Here is a 15,415-nt window from a genome sequence, read left to right as displayed (position 1 = left end):
TTATTGTTTATTTTTGAAAATGAACTGCTGACGTATACTCGCAAAATGCATGCCAGGCGTCGGTACCCACGAACTCAACCTACACACTATACTATGCAATCATCCTCCGACGCAGAGAAAATCTGCATCCTCGCGCTTGTGCATATGCCCGGAATCGGGGCTGTGACGATCCGCCAACTCATCAGCTACTGTGGCAGTGCTTCCCAGGTTTTCCATGCGGATTATAAAAAGCTCATCAAAATCCCCGGTATCGGCGATAAAATCGTAAAGGCTGTTTTGGGTAAAAACACGCTGGAACTGGCTGAAAGGGAACTTGCTCAATGCCGCAAAACCGGAACCCAATTACTTTTCTTTCATGAGCCGGAATACCCGGCACGCCTCCGGCCGCTTTACGACGCACCCATTGCCCTTTATGCCAAAGGCAACACCGATTTTAACTGGCCGCGTACGGTAGGAATCGTAGGCACGAGGAATATCAGCGAGTACGGGAAGTCGGTGACGGAAAATATCATCCGGGATCTGGTGCCCTATCAGCCGCTTGTCGTCAGCGGCCTGGCCTATGGTGTGGATATCACTGCCCACCGGCATTGCCTGCGCAACAACCTGGCCACGCTGGGAGTCATGGCCAGCGGGTTGGATGTGATCTACCCGGCCGTCCATCAGCGAACCGCTTTCGAAATGCAGAACAACGGGGGGATCGTTACGGAAAGCGCATTGGGAACGAAGCCGGATTTTATGAGATTTCCGGCGCGGAACCGAATTATTGCGGGGCTCAGTGATGTTACCATAGTAGTGGAATCGGGGCGGACAGGCGGCAGCCTGATCACCGTTGAGTTTGCGCAGAACTACCACCGGGAGGTGTTCGCGGTGCCGGGCGCTATCTATGAACCGCAATCCGAAGGTTGTAATTTTCTGATCCGTGATCATAAGGCTTCGATTTTCACGTCGGTGGCGGATATGGCCGCTGCCCTGGGTTGGGGTGAGGGAATGCCCGATGCAAGGCAGGCAGATACCTCCGAGCAGGCAGTAATGACTTTCGAAGGTTTTACACAGGATGAGGGCCAGGTACTTTCGCTGTTAAAGCAGCGGGGGGCGATGCAAATCGATGAGCTCGCGTGGCAATCGGGCATTCATTTGAACCGGCTGGCCACGCTGCTGTTGAACCTCGAATTCCAGGGAATGGTCCGGTCGATGCCGGGCAAGAAATACGGGTTGATTTAAATGCATGGATAAAAGTATCATTCAGTTAATTAAAGAAGGGGAGGGACTCACGATTGAGTTCAAGAGGACGGTTGACAGTCCTTTCAAAATTGCCAAAACCATTGTTTCCTTTGCCAACACCTCCGGCGGAAACCTGCTAATCGGTGTGGCGGATCACGGAGCTATTATGGGCGTGCAATCGGAATTGCGGGAGTTACAAAAGCTTGAAAAGGCGCTCGTGAAACTCATTGAACCGGAATTAGTGGTTCAGATCAAATCGGAGAACCTGGACGGCAAGAAGGTGTTGCGGGTGGCTATCAATGAAAGTGAACACAAGCCGCATCACGCATTGAACGAGAAAGGCGAACGCATTATTTACATTCGTGTGAAAGACAAAAGTATGCCTATTCCAAGGCTGCTGCTTTACAACGGAACCGATCCGGAGACGGAGAAGTTATTGGCCACACGGCATGTGAAGACATTGATCACTTACCTCAAAGAAACAGATTCCGTAACGGCCAAAGCATTCTCAAAAATCATCAATATCTCCGAAAAAAGGGCGGAACGGATGTTGCAGGATTTGGCTGCGCGTCAGATTTTACTCAAACTCTCCAGAGGAAAACCTGAAAGTTTCAGTCTCAAATGGGCTGAATAAAAAACGCGGTCAACCCCGGAATTCCGGGTGCCGACCGCGTTTCATAGATTACGTTGATTAGTTGATACCTACCAACTCCAGTTCAAAAATAAGATCCTGACCTGCCAACGGGTGGTTAGCGTCCAGTACCACGTAAGTTTCAGTAACCTCCCTTACAACAACCGGGATGACCTGGCCGCCGTCCTGATGCATGTTCAATGTACCGCCAACCTCTAATGGAATGTCGGCAGGGATTTGCGCGCGGTCGAATTGGATGACCATTTCGTCGTTCACCGGGCCATAAGCTTCGGCATTAGGAATGTTGATTGTCTTTTTGTCGCCGATTTCCATGCCCGTTACACCATCGTCAAATCCTTTGATGACCTGTCCGCTTCCCAGCGTAAAGCTCAAAGGCTCACGTCCTTCGGAGGAATCAAAAAGTTGTCCGTCCGGCAGGGTACCTTTATAATGGACCTGCACTTTGTCACCAGCCTTTGCCTGACTCATAATTCTATATTTAGATGGTTTGAAAAAGCATTCGCGAATCTTTTTTCACGAATACATTGAGAATGAAAATTAGTATGCCCGGGCAAATACGACACGTCCTTTCGACGGTTTGCCCGAGTAAATGCAAACGCCCTCCTCTGCCTCCTGGTTCAAAGGAATGCACCGGATGGTTGCCTTCGTTTCTTCCTTGATCTTCTCTTCGGTCTCGGAAGTGCCGTCCCAATGCGCTAGGATAAACCCGCCTTTGGTATCGAGAATATGGTTGAATTCTTCGAAAGAATCTACTTTATGGGTATTCTCCTCGCGGAATGTAAGCGCTTTCTTGTAAATAGACTCCTGAATGTCGTTGAGCAGGTTCTGTACATAAATTGCAATGCCTTCCACCGAAACCGTCTCCTTGGTTTTGGTATCGCGGCGTGCTACTTCCACCGTACCGTTTTCGAGGTCACGGCCGCCCATAGCCAATCGCACAGGAACACCTTTCAATTCATATTCAGCAAATTTGAAACCTGGCTTCGCATTGTCACTGCTGTCGTATTTAACGCTGATGCCCAGTTTCTTCAAATCTTTGGTGATTTCCGCTACTTTCTCGGAAATCTGCGTCAGTTGCTCGTCGTTCCGGTAAATAGGAACGATCACCACCTGGATAGGTGCCAGTTTTGGAGGCAATACGAGGCCGGCGTCGTCGGAATGCGCCATGATGAGCGCGCCCATCAGACGTGTACTAACGCCCCATGAAGTTCCCCAAACATAATCCAGCTTACCTTCCTTGTCCTGGAATTTCACGTCGAATGCGTTTGCGAAGTTCTGGCCCAGGAAGTGGGAAGTTCCGGCCTGCAATGCTTTTCCGTCCTGCATCATCGCTTCGATACAGTAAGTGTCTTCCGCACCTGCAAAACGTTCGTTAGCAGTTTTCACTCCTTTGACAACGGGTACAGCCATCCATTCTTCGGCAAACTGTGCGTATACTTCCAGCATTTGCTTTGTTTCCGCAATTGCTTCCTGTGCGGTAGCGTGCGCGGTGTGGCCTTCCTGCCACAGGAACTCGGCCGTGCGCAGGAACAGGCGCGTACGCATTTCCCAACGCACCACGTTCGCCCATTGGTTGATCAGCAGCGGCAGGTCGCGGTACGACTGGATCCAGTTTTTATAAGTACTCCAAATGACCGTCTCCGAAGTCGGGCGAACGATCAGTTCTTCTTCCAGTTTCGCTTCCGGGTCAACGATAACACCTTTGCCGTTCGGATCGTTTTTGAGGCGGTAATGCGTCACTACGGCGCACTCCTTGGCAAACCCTTCCACGTGTGAAGCCTCCTTACTGAGGTACGATTTCGGGATGAAAAGCGGGAAATAGGCATTGGTATGGCCTGTTTCTTTGAACATGTCATCCAGCGCGCGCTGCATTTTTTCCCAGATCGAGTACCCATACGGTTTGATCACCATACAACCTCTTACCGGTGAGTTTTCGGCCAGGTCGGCGCGTTTCACTAATTCATTGTACCATTCGGAGTAGTTTTCACTTCGTGTGGGCAAGGCTTTACTCATTACTTTGTATTATTTTGGAATTGAAATGGAGTATTACGTTAATTCAGGCCTTTTTTCAAGGGAGTTGCAAAGATAGTTTTTTATGTTAACTTTGGAATTAATGTATAGTTACGGACGTTTACTTCACAGGGAGAATGCGTTTTTATATCTATATTAGCAACAAACTTTTAATCCTTAAAAGCCATGAGTATGTTCAATAAAGCAAAATATTTGTCTTTGCTGGTGCTGTTGGGAGCTTGGGGATGTACTTCAAATCAGTATGCATCGCGCTCGGGCGGCGGATATGATGATCTCTACGGGGGAAACTCCGGCGGAGGACTTGTGTTGGCTGACCGGGGAAGTGATCAGGAAGTATCCCGTTCGGACAATCCGGATTATACCTATACAGGCAACTATTCCGAAAACGGTACAGCGGACTATTACGACGAAAATTACCTTTCGTCCAGAGCAGTAAAACGTCAGGTATCGACAGACGTGGGCTATAATGCAGGTTTTGTCGACGGCTATAATGCAGCGAATTTTAATAGTCCTTATTACGGCGGTTTGGGCTCCTATTGGCCCGGCAGCTACGCAGGTCTGTCACTCAACTTCGGTTACAGCGGGTTTAGAATGCGTCCTTACTTCGGATTCGGCTTCGGATCGATGATTGGGTATTCTCCATGGGGTTATTCACCATGGGGCTATGGCAGCATGTTAAGCTATGGCTATGATCCGTTTTACAGTCCGTGGGGATACAGCCCGTGGGGTTATAACAGCATGTACGGCTGGGGTGGAGGTTACTACGATGGCTTCTACGGCGGTTACGGTTATTCGCCATGGGCTTACAGCCGTCCGGTGATCGTGATCAACAATTCCGACCGAGGCTATACGAGAACTTACGGGCCGCGTGTGGTCGACGCGAGCAGAAACCGCAGCAGTGAACGTTACAACTCTAATTTTGTAAACTCGTCGCGGACACGTTCAGAAACCGCTACAAGGGGAAGCCGCGATGGTGGCCGTGTGATCTCAGGCGATACATATTATTCTTCGCCAAGATCGGAACGCTCAAGCCGTGGTAGTGCAGTGGCGAATGGCGGAAGAACAAACGCGGAGTCCTATGGTTCGCGTGTAGTAGATGCCAGTGGCGGTAATGTATATTATTCACGTCCTCGTTCGGCCAATGCCAGTAACTACTCTTCCGAAAGCGGAAACACCAATGGCGCCAGCTATTATTCGTCCCCGCGTTCTTCGAGAGGCTCTTCCTCATCTTCGTACAGTGCACCATCGTACAGTACACCAGCAAGAACCCAGGATTACGGAACGCCTAGCAGAAGCTATTCGAACCAGAGAAGCGAATCATACAGTGCACCGACGCGGACTTACAGTCAGCCGTCGTACAGTGCTCCTTCAAGAAGTTACAGCGCACCATCCGGTGGCGGAGGTGGCGGTGGCGGTAGTTCAAGCCGTTCTTCGAGAGGTCCAAGATAATTTACAACTATCCTGAAAAAGAGATAGTCGTGTCAAACCCTGCAAGATGTCATAATTTTGCAGGGTTTTCGTTTAAATTGTATTGAATTAAGTATTAACCGCCATGTCAAAAACATCCTCAGGAATTGCGCTCCTCTTTTCGCTGCTCACTTCATCAGCGGCATTCGCACAATATGCTACCGACGCACTTCGCTATTCAGAAATTAACCAGAACGGATCTGCACGCTTCCAGGCGCTGGGCGGAAACCATGCAGCCATCGGCGGCGACGCCAGTTCTATTTACGGAAACCCGGCGGGTCTGGGATTTTATAACCGGAATGAATTTACTTTGAGCCCGGCTGTGACGATTGCTGGCACCAAAGCCAACTACCTCGGAAACGAGGATAAGCAAAACAGCAGTCTGTTCAACATTCCGCAGGCGTCGCTCGTGTTCGCGAGCCAGCCGGGATTTCAACGGAAGTGGAAGCGGTCGTCATTCGGGGTTTCTTTTTCCCGCCAGCAATCATTCCAAAACGGTTACCTGTATGGCGGCCGCAACAACAACAGCGACTACTTGACCAGTGTTGTCGAGGGAGTGAATGATAAAAAACCTTCGCCAAGTGACCTCGAAAAGGAATTTAATAGTGGTGCCACCGGCGGCCCCCTGGCATACTCCATCCGGGGAGCTTACTATCAGATGTATTTGATTAATCCAACCGACGATCCTAAAAGACCATACGCTGCGATCGAGGACAAAAGCGTTGTGGATCAATCAGGCGACTTCACATCCAAAGGTGCTACTTCTCAATGGACATTTGCTTACGCGGGCAACCTGGATGATAAATTTTACCTGGGCGGAAATATCGGGTTCAGCAGGATCAAATATGATTATTCTTCCCGGTTTAGCGATGACTATATAAACAGTCCCTCGTTGACCTACATCGATCAATTTGAGGATTTTACAGTTCGCGGTAACGGGTTCAATGCCTCATTGGGAGCCATGTACAAGTTCAATCCGATGTTCCAGATCGGTGGAACGCTGATCAGCCCGACGATAAGTGCGCTTAAAGAAACATTTAGCCAAAGCGTAGCTGCGGGCTTCGTCGGCGGAAAAGTGAAAGATGCGGATGGAAACCTGATTACACCGCCGTACAGCTCACTTCCCATTGCGGCAAATGATTTTGAATACACATTGATAGGGCCGATGCGTGGCAACCTGGGGGGGACCGTGTTCTTCCAGAATAAAGGATTTATAACTGGGACCATTGAGTATGTTGGTTACAGCGGCATGCGGGCGAAGACGAGTTTTCTGGATGCCGACGGTAACCGCGACTTCAAGAACGACACAAAGGCGGAAATTAAAGACACTTTCCGTAACACTGTTAATTTCCGGTTGGGAGGAGAGGTTAGGGCCAATATCTTCCGCGCGCGTATCGGCGGAGCCTATATTGCAGATCCTTACCTGGACCGTACAGACGGGATCGACCGAAGTAAGCTACTGTTTTCGGCGGGTGTAGGCGTACGTACCGACCGCTTCTTTGTGGATTTGGCGGGAACCTTTACCACCTATAAATCCGCATATACGCCTTATTATCTGAACAATCCCAATAACTACGCATCCGTGGAGATTACCAATCGGCCGGTTAACGTGATGCTGACGGGCGGGGTGTTTTTCTGATACGTTCTTGGGGCGATTATAACTGAAAAAACCTGCTCAGCGCAGGTTTTTTCAGTTATAACAAGGGTGTAAGCACTTCCAATAGATGACTGACATCTATCTCGCCCTTCAATGTAAAGTCTGCCTGTGTGTAGTACGGGAGCCGGTCTGTAATGCGGTTTTGCAGCGTGTCGACGAGCGACGTCGCGCCAGAAAGAATAGGGCGGTCGTCCTTGCCATGGTTTTGGATCCTTCTTGCAAGATCTTCGGCCGGAACATCCAGGAAAATGCTGACGCCCATTCCTTTGATTACCTTCATATTATCAAAAAAGCAGGGTGTGCCTCCGCCCGAAGCGAGCACAATACCTTTTTGTGTGGCCGTTTCCTTCAAAATCCGGCTTTCGACTTCCCGGAAATAGGCTTCCCCTTGCTGCGAGAAAATAGCGGAAATCTCCATTCCCTGGTCTTTCTCGATTAGCTTGTCAAGGTCTACGAACTGGTAATTCAATGCCCGTGCGAGCTTTTTGCCGAGCGTAGTTTTGCCGGAAGACATCATCCCGACGAGTATTATATTCTTCATTTAAAGTCACATTATTTGACAAGGCTCACTACCTCATCGGCAGTCGGGGTGTCGTTGTAGTGCCATTTGCCTTTCACAATACCGTCTTTCAAAAGCCACAGGCCCGGGTTGGAGCGTGAAATGGTTTTCAAAACCGTCGCATCCACATAATAGTAAGGGGCGGTAAGCTGGTGTTGCGAGAGAAAATTCTCGATGTCGGCGCTGTTTCCCGAAGTAAGGATGATCGGTTCCACACCTTTGCTTTTTACAGCATTGATCAGCTTGTTGATATCCGGTAATGCGGCGGTATTAATGTCGGTGAGGCTTTTGATAATCAGGAAAAGTTTTTTGCCCTGAAAGGTGCGTTCCGTAAAATCGCCTGCGTCATTCCAGACCTTGTAATCCGTGATTTTCGGTTTCGCATCGTCATTCAGCACGACCATTTCCTTGAATTTCAGTGTAGTGTCACTCGGATATTGCTCATATTCCAGTGTTTTGCCATCTTTTTCAAAAACATATAAATACCGAAGCGGCTCGGAAGGCTTCATTTGCGCGGGAATGCTCGCGCCCACACGGTAAGGCAGCAAATCGACGATCGGTAAGTGGCGCAACGAGTAAATGGCAACGCCGAGTGAAACCAGCGTCGAGATAACGACGATAATGCCGGTAGGGTAGGATTTGAACTTCTTTCGGTAGTATACGATCACCAGAATCAGGATCAACAAGAATATATCCTTGCCAAACGACGTCCATGGTGTAAGCTTGATTGCCGCGCCGAAGCAACCACAATCGGTCACTTTATTGAAATAAGCCGAATAGAATGTCAGGAATGTAAAAAAAACTATGATCGCCAGCAGCAGCCAGGAGGTGGTTTTGGGTTTGTAAGCGACGAGTAATGCAATACCCAGGACAACCTCCGCCGTGCAAAGAAATACCGAGAAGTACAGTGCCAGCGGCACGAGCGCCATGAAGAAATCATGTAGCGCGGGGAGGTCGGTCGCGAAAACCTCGAAATATTCTTCCAGCTTGTACTGTGTCCCGATCGGGTCGTTCAGCTTGATGATTCCGGAGAAAATGAAAAGTAATCCTACTAAGACTCGTGAGATCTGGGCAAAGATTTTCATTGCAAACTGGACGGCGGTTTGGGTGTGTCTTTGTTAGTTGGTCTGTAAGGCGTTCGATTTAATCAGGCAGAATACCGAATAGTTGATAATATCCTGGTAACCGGCTTTTACGCCCTCGGAAACGAGTGTAAGGCCCTGATTGTCTTCGATTTGTTTGATCCTTAGCAGTTTCATGAGAATGATGTCGGTCATGGAGCTCACACGCATGTCGCGCCACGCCTCGCCATAGTCATGGTTTTTATTAAACAACAATTCCTTCACTTCGTTCACCTGAGAATTGTAAAGATTTGTTAATGCTGAATCGTCGATATCCTGGTTTTGCTCTGTGGCCGCGATCTGGATCAGCGCCATGACGCAATAATTGATGATCCCGATAAATTCGGATGACACATCCTCATTCACTTTCTGTACACCCTTGTCCTGGATAGTGCGGATGCGTTGGGCCTTGATGAAGATCTGATCGGTAATCGAGGGAAGCCGAAGGATACGCCAGGATGTCCCGTAGTCCTTGTTTTTTTTTGTAAAAAGATCTTGGCAATACTGAATGATTTCCTGATATTCCGATTCTGTGGATTTCACTGTTTCAAATGAGTTAGAGACTTTCAGACGGTAGGAAGAAAATGCTTTGATATTCATTCCTTTGCCTGTTTTTGAAAAGAATTTATGTTGCAAGTTAGTAAAAAAACGCTCAATATCCGGGGCACGCTGCTCGATCTGTCGGCACCCGCGGTAATGGGCATTATAAATATCACGCCCGACTCATTCTACTCCGGGAGCCGGGTTGGTGCGACGGACGAGATTGTCGAAAAGGCCGGACAGATGCTTTCCGAAGGTGCCGGTATGATCGACATCGGCGGTTATTCCACACGCCCCGGCGCTCGGGAGGTGAGCGCGGAGGAGGAGGGCGACCGCATCGAATCCGCCGTGGAGCCACTTGCTAAATTTTTTCCCGACCTCATCATTTCTGTTGATACCTTTCGGGCCGAAGTAGCCGAAAGAGGCATTCGCAAAGGCGCGCATATGATTAATGATGTCGCCGGCGGAACGCTCGATGACGCCATGTTCGAAACCGTTGCCCGCCTGCGTGTACCGTACATATTAATGCATATGCGTGGAACGCCGCAAACGATGAACAATCTGACGGACTACGAACGTTTAGTGCCGGATATCCTCAGGGATTTAAGGCAGAAAGTTGCATTGTTGCAAAGTAAGGGAGTCGCGGACCTGATCATCGATCCGGGTTTCGGATTTGCGAAAACCATCGCACAGAATTTCGAGCTGATGCGGGAGCTCAAACAGTTCCAATTACTGGGATACCCGGTACTGGTGGGCATTTCGCGTAAGACGACAATCTACAAAACCTTGCATATTTCGCCCGAAGAAGCGTTAAATGGTACAACGGTGCTCAACACGCTGGCATTGGAGCGGGGAGCGTCGATCCTCCGTGTGCATGACGTGAAACCTGCCGTGGAAGCGGTAAAACTGTGGATGGCCGCAGGTAACTATCCGAATTAAAATAGTAATTTAGTCGCTGTAAAATATCACCTTTCGTATGCGTGTGGGTTTTCTGAACATCAATTGGGCTGATATCCTGGATGTTTTTTTAGTGTCCATTCTTCTTTATCAGGTATATACCCTTGTTCGGGGAAGTATTGCAAGCAGGGTTTTTCTCGGGTATTTGTTCGTTTACGTCTTCTATCTGGTAGTCAAAGGGCTCGGTTTGGGGCTGCTGACAGCCATCCTGCAATACTTCATGGGGGTTGGTGCCGTAGCATTGATCGTGATTTTCCAGCAGGAGATCCGGCGTTTTTTGCTCATTATCGGCAAGTCGACCATTTATACCAATAATGGTTTTCTCAAAAAGATCATCGGCAATTCCATGCGTGACTTTAAGGTGAAAAACCTGAAAGAGGTGATCGACGCGAGCAAGACCATCGCCGCAAACTTTACCGGTGCATTGATAGTGCTCAACAAGCGCGACGATTTGGGTAAATATGTTGAAACCGGTGAGATGCTGGATGCACGTGTTTCCAAGCCGCTGCTTGTATCGCTCTTCAATCAATACAGCGAGCTGCACGATGGCGCGGTAATCATTGTGGATGGAGTTCTGAAAGCGGCACGCTGCGTGCTGCCGGTGGCCGATGGCGTGGATGTGCCGTCGTCGCTGGGTTTCCGCCACCGTGCTGCGATGGGGATGAGCGAGGCTACGGACGCGATCGTTATTGTGATTTCGGAGCAAACCGGTAAAATCTCATTGGCAGTGGAGGGAGAGCTGCACAGCAATATCCCTTATAGTGAGCTGGAATCGCGGATCGAGGAGTACCTGGCCTCGGATGTGCAGCGCATGCCGAAGTAGGTTTATTTTAATTAAAATATATTTTGGAAGGAAATTTGGCGTTTTGGGAAGCAATTTCTATTTTTGCAGACCGAAATGAGAAATAGAAAAATATTCATTACAAATGGCAAATCATAAATCAGCTTTAAAAAGAATCCGCGCTAACGAAACTAAGCGTTTGCGTAATCGTTACCAGCACAAGACTACCCGTTCATACATCAAAAAATTGCGTGAAACGACTGATAAGGCAGTAGCTGTTGAAGTTTACAAAACTGTATCTTCAATGTTGGATCGTTTGGCAAAGAAAAATATCATCCACAAGAAGAAAGCTTCTAACCAGAAGTCTAAACTGGCGAAATTCGTCAACGGACTTGCTGTTGCAGCGTAATTTTTACTTCCTGTGACCCGAAACCCCGGCAAATGCTTGCCGGGGTTTTTCTTTTTATTGTATATTGCGCGTTCTGAAAAGAACCTTGCACAGGTATAAACGCCCCTGCAAGGTTCTTTTTGATGTAAGCTCAAATTGTTCAAACCACCTAAAACTTAAATTCTTTTCCATGAAGAAAGTAGCATTATTTGCTGGTTTGGCTGCGTTGGGAAGCATCCCGGCGGTAGCCCAATCACCCATCACATTCAATGCCCGTGGTCTGGTTGTAGCGTCTGATGCCGATCTGGCAGCTTCCGCATTGGTTGATGGTAAGCTATTAAGAGACAACACATCGAAAGACCAGCTTACTACCATTAAATTCCCGATCGAAAGGGGGAGTAAAGGCCTGGGAAGTGCGCTGGTATCAAATTCAGCGCTGGGCTACTCCAAAACGCTGGCAGTATCACCGACCGGAACGCTCGCATTCGTGCTCGAAAACCGGATCAGACCGGAGGATGGTATAGGGGAATACAAAGACATTTCAAAGGAGTTTCCGGTTGGAGAGAAGCTGTTTGTGGTCGATATCAGCAACCTGGCGGCGCCGAAGGCAAAATTCGGTTTTCCGGTCGGTAAAAAGCCGACTTCTATCGACGTCAACAAAAATGAACTGATTCTGGCGACTAATGATACCGGCAAAGAGCTCGTGTTCATCGAGGCTGGTCCGGACGGCAAACCCGCACGGTTCCTGAACCTGCCTGCCGCATTGGATACCACCAACCGTATCATAGACATTTCATGGCATCCATCCGGTGATTTCATCGCGTTCACTCTCGATAATTCCAATGAAGTGGGTCTATATAAAGTGATTCGCGAAGCAGGAAAACTGAAAAATGTGGAAATGGTAGGCAAGCCGGTAAAAGTAGGTGTTGACCCTTCTTTCGGAAGGTTTACGGCCGATGGCAAGCATTACCTCGTTCTCGACGCGAAAGGGCCGCAGGGTAAGGGCGCTGGTGAAGGTGAAGTTTTCGTGATCGACTTCTCAATGGATGGCGCGGTTGAGCACAAAGTGGCGGGCCAGGCTCCGGTTGGGTTAAATACCGGTTCATTTGCATTGAGCCCCGATGGTACTCTGCTCGTAACGGCTAATGCAGGCAAGAGCGGCTCGCCATGGGCAGAAGCAGGTGCAGGTACCGGAGCGTCGCTATCATTATATAAGGTGGCCAACACCGGCGCGCTGACCAAAGTAGCGGATTATCCGTTCGACGGCATTTACCCTCAGAGCGTCGCTTTTGATAAAGATGGCTCTAACCTCGCGGTTTCCGTGTTTGAATATCTGGAATACGGCAGCGGCAATGGCGGTGTGGAGTTCTGGTCGGTGACCAAGGGCGATACCCCGGCATTAAAAAAGCAGGGCGCGAAAGTGAGTGTCGCCAAGGGTGCGCATACCTTGCGCGTGATCCCCTGATTAAAGGAAATCTTGGATTTTAATAGGCAGGCCGGTTTGTTACCGGCCTGTTTTGTTTGCATTTAGTTCGCCCAAGGATGCTAAATCAGCCCGATTTTTGTAATTTTGCGGTCTCATTCATAAATAATCAATTTACAGATGATTACGGTTCAGAACGTATCGCTGCGATACGGTAAAAGGGTATTGTTCGACGAAGTAAATATAAAGTTTGTCCCTGGTAACTGCTATGGCGTGATCGGCGCTAACGGAGCCGGGAAATCCACCTTTTTGAAGATTCTTTCGGGCGAAATCGAGCCGCAGACCGGTAGCGTAAGCATGAACCCCGGCGAGCGTATGACGTTCCTGAAACAGGACCAGTTCGAGTTCGATGCGTACACCGTCATGGATACTGTGATTCTCGGTCACGAACGTCTATATAAAGTAATGAAAGAGCGTGAAGCCATTTACGCGAAAGAGGATTTCACGGATGAGGATGGTGAAAAAGCCGCCGACCTCGAAGCAGAGTTCGCTGATTTGAATGGATGGGAAGCCGAAACAGAAGCCGCCCAGCTTTTGAGCGGTCTTGGTTTGGGCGAAGACCTGCACCATTCATTAATGGGCGATCTGAACGCGAACGATAAAGTGCGTGTCCTGCTCGCACAAGCGCTTTTCGGTAATCCAGATGTGCTTTTACTTGATGAGCCTACCAACAACCTTGACGTTGAAACGGTATTGTGGCTCGAAAACTTCCTCGCAGATTTCAAGAACACGGTCATTGTGGTTTCCCATGACCGTCACTTCCTCGATGAAGTTTGTACGCATGTGGTGGATATCGATTTCAGCAAAGTGCAGCTGTTCTCGGGTAACTATTCATTCTGGTACCAATCGAGCCAGCTGGCATTGAAACAGCGCCAGGATGCCAACAAGAAAGCGGAAGACAAGCGTAAGGAATTGGAGGATTTTATCCGCCGGTTCAGCGCGAATGCTTCGAAATCGAAGCAGGCAACTTCCCGCGCCAAATTGCTGGAAAAACTGACTGTTGATGATATTAAGCCATCTTCCCGCAAGTATCCCTACATCGCATTCAAATCCGAGCGTGAGGTGGGTGACCAGATTTTGCGCGTGGAGGGGCTTTCCAAAACCGCCGAGGACGGAACCAAGCTGTTCGACAATATCAGCTTTACCGTCAATAAAGGAGATAAAATTGCGTTTGTGAGCCGAAATGTACTGGCGATCAGTGCATTGTTTGATATTGTAAGTGAAGTGGATAAGGCCGATAAGGGCGAGTTTAGCTGGGGTGTTACCATCACCAAATCCTACTTCCCGAAAGATCCGGGACAGTTCTTCGATGTGGATTTGAATCTGGTTGACTGGCTGCGCCAGTATTCCGACGAGAAGGATGAAAGCTTTATTCGCGGTTTCCTGGGCCGGATGCTTTTCTCCGGCGAAGAGTCGTTGAAGAAGGCGAAAGTACTTTCCGGAGGTGAAAAAGTACGTTGTATGCTCTCGCGCACGATGCTCTCCGGGGCGAATGCACTCGTACTCGACGACCCTACCAACCACCTCGACCTCGAATCGATCACTGCATTGAACAACGGCCTGATCGACTTCACCGGATGCCTGCTATTCTATTCGCACGACCACCAGTTCGTGGAAACTGTCGCGAACCGCATTATCGAGATCGGACCAAAAGGAATTCTCGACAAGCTGATGACTTACGATGAGTTCCTGACGGATGAAACCGTGAAACAGCAGCGTCAGAAACTGTATTGATTTCAGGTTAAATCATATAAAAGCACAGCCCCGTTTCAAAACCGAAACGGGGCTGTGCTTTTATATATGCTACTTAGTAGGTTAAAAAATCGAGAGCTGTTTCTCTGTTTTTTTTGTTAACACTGCATAGGAACTGGGCTTTATACCTCGCAAATAAGGTACCATGGAGAGGATCGCAAATTTGATTTTTGTGATATAATAAGCGGAATTCTTCTTTTTAAACATGAGCTGTAAGACTTCGTCGTCATACAGGTAGGTAATATCCTTTATGACTTCAAAATTTTCAGATTTCAACAAAAACCGGAATAATGACGGTGTGTAAATGTTGATGTGGCCGTAGGAAAGAAAGTGCTCCAATTTCCGATCCACATAGAATGAAAAATCTATCGGTACTTCAAATATCTGGTATTTCGACACTCGTTTGATTTCCCTCAGCAAAACCCGCTCATGCTCGACATGCTCCAATACGTGAGAGCAAATGACCAGGTCGAAATGGTTGTCGGGATAGGGGATTTTGTACCCGTCGAACAGGAGGACACTTTTGAGGTTGCTGATATTCTTGGATTTGATCAACTCGATACCGCTTTCGGAAATTTCAATGCAGTTCAAATCATCGCAAAAATTCCATTGCGACAGCCAATTCAGAATGCTTCCTTCTCCGGCACCTACCTCCAATACATTTTTGAATTGGATCGATTTGGAAAGCTCAACGATGTTAAGCGCCTTGTAGCGAGCGCCGGTGTTACGCCACTTTACGGAGTTTTCGTCATATTGACTTGAATATGAATCTTTTATATTGTCGGATATCTGCATGTGGCCGAATG

The 15,415-nt window shown here is 48.6% G+C and carries 15 protein-coding genes; 9 read left to right on the top strand and 6 right to left on the bottom strand.

Going from position 1 to position 15,415, the window contains the following annotated elements; translation table 11 throughout:
- The first annotated feature begins 93 nt into the window (after positions 1–93).
- On the top strand, positions 94–1,221 hold the full coding sequence (gene dprA, locus AC2YIT_RS13830; RefSeq protein ID WP_487279544.1) for a DNA-processing protein DprA: 1,128 nt from the start codon (positions 94–96) through the stop codon (positions 1,219–1,221).
- Between the two features lie 4 nt (positions 1,222–1,225).
- Entirely contained in the window at positions 1,226–1,855 is a 630-nt protein-coding gene (locus tag AC2YIT_RS13825; RefSeq protein WP_487279543.1) for an AlbA family DNA-binding domain-containing protein, read from the top strand.
- Positions 1,856–1,912: 57 nt separating this feature from the next.
- Here AC2YIT_RS13825 and AC2YIT_RS13820 read toward each other — a convergent pair whose 3' ends face one another.
- Both AC2YIT_RS13820 and proS read right to left on the bottom strand, forming a co-directional pair.
- A complete protein-coding gene (locus AC2YIT_RS13820; RefSeq protein ID WP_430845811.1) occupies positions 1,913–2,341 on the bottom strand; it encodes an FKBP-type peptidyl-prolyl cis-trans isomerase in 429 nt (142 codons plus the stop codon).
- A gap of 69 nt (positions 2,342–2,410) precedes the next feature.
- Entirely contained in the window at positions 2,411–3,886 is a 1,476-nt protein-coding gene (gene proS / locus AC2YIT_RS13815; protein WP_487279542.1) for a proline--tRNA ligase, read from the bottom strand.
- A 189-nt stretch (positions 3,887–4,075) separates the two neighbouring features.
- Between proS and AC2YIT_RS13810 the strand changes: the two genes are divergently transcribed.
- Together AC2YIT_RS13810 and AC2YIT_RS13805 are read left to right on the top strand one after the other, a co-directional pair.
- Positions 4,076–5,353 (top strand): hypothetical protein, encoded by a 1,278-nt coding sequence (locus AC2YIT_RS13810; protein WP_430845813.1) that lies wholly within the window; start codon positions 4,076–4,078, stop codon positions 5,351–5,353.
- Between the two features lie 103 nt (positions 5,354–5,456).
- The gene (locus AC2YIT_RS13805; RefSeq protein ID WP_487279541.1) at positions 5,457–7,010 is read left to right on the top strand and encodes an OmpP1/FadL family transporter; all 1,554 of its coding nucleotides are present in this window, start codon (positions 5,457–5,459) and stop codon (positions 7,008–7,010) included.
- Between the two features lie 55 nt (positions 7,011–7,065).
- Here the strand turns inward: AC2YIT_RS13805 and AC2YIT_RS13800 are convergent, their stop codons facing one another.
- Genes AC2YIT_RS13800 through AC2YIT_RS13790 form a run of 3 tightly spaced genes read right to left on the bottom strand, consistent with a single transcriptional unit; the run spans position 7,066 to position 9,308 of the window.
- Complete coding sequence (locus tag AC2YIT_RS13800; RefSeq protein WP_487279540.1) at positions 7,066–7,569, bottom strand: shikimate kinase; 504 nt, start codon at positions 7,567–7,569, stop codon at positions 7,066–7,068.
- An 11-nt stretch (positions 7,570–7,580) separates the two neighbouring features.
- Entirely contained in the window at positions 7,581–8,672 is a 1,092-nt protein-coding gene (locus AC2YIT_RS13795; protein ID WP_487279539.1) for a BT_3928 family protein, read from the bottom strand.
- 33 nt (positions 8,673–8,705) lie between these two features.
- Positions 8,706–9,308, bottom strand: coding sequence for a DUF1599 domain-containing protein (locus tag AC2YIT_RS13790; protein ID WP_487279538.1), 603 nt, complete (start codon positions 9,306–9,308; stop codon positions 8,706–8,708).
- Between the two features lie 27 nt (positions 9,309–9,335).
- Between AC2YIT_RS13790 and folP the strand changes: the two genes are divergently transcribed.
- The 5 genes from folP (at position 9,336) to AC2YIT_RS13765 (ending at position 14,591) form a co-directional block, all read left to right on the top strand.
- Positions 9,336–10,187, top strand: coding sequence for a dihydropteroate synthase (gene folP, locus AC2YIT_RS13785; protein ID WP_430845818.1), 852 nt, complete (start codon positions 9,336–9,338; stop codon positions 10,185–10,187).
- A 37-nt stretch (positions 10,188–10,224) separates the two neighbouring features.
- On the top strand, positions 10,225–11,028 hold the full coding sequence (gene cdaA, locus AC2YIT_RS13780; protein WP_430845819.1) for a diadenylate cyclase CdaA: 804 nt from the start codon (positions 10,225–10,227) through the stop codon (positions 11,026–11,028).
- A gap of 103 nt (positions 11,029–11,131) precedes the next feature.
- A complete protein-coding gene (rpsT, locus tag AC2YIT_RS13775) occupies positions 11,132–11,395 on the top strand; it encodes a 30S ribosomal protein S20 (RefSeq protein ID WP_019944067.1) in 264 nt (87 codons plus the stop codon).
- Positions 11,396–11,564: 169 nt separating this feature from the next.
- Positions 11,565–12,839 (top strand): lactonase family protein, encoded by a 1,275-nt coding sequence (locus AC2YIT_RS13770; protein ID WP_430845820.1) that lies wholly within the window; start codon positions 11,565–11,567, stop codon positions 12,837–12,839.
- Between the two features lie 138 nt (positions 12,840–12,977).
- On the top strand, positions 12,978–14,591 hold the full coding sequence (locus tag AC2YIT_RS13765) for an ABC-F family ATP-binding cassette domain-containing protein (RefSeq protein WP_430845821.1): 1,614 nt from the start codon (positions 12,978–12,980) through the stop codon (positions 14,589–14,591).
- An 81-nt stretch (positions 14,592–14,672) separates the two neighbouring features.
- On the opposite strand, the gene AC2YIT_RS13760 is transcribed toward AC2YIT_RS13765, so the two are convergent.
- Positions 14,673–15,404: a class I SAM-dependent methyltransferase gene (locus tag AC2YIT_RS13760; protein WP_487279537.1), complete on the bottom strand. Its 732-nt coding sequence runs from the start codon at positions 15,402–15,404 to the stop codon at positions 14,673–14,675.
- Positions 15,405–15,415 lie beyond the last annotated feature (11 nt).

It is taken from the genome of Dyadobacter sp. SRI_021 (assembly GCF_057586235.1).
This window is presented reverse-complemented; position numbering and strand designations above follow the sequence as displayed.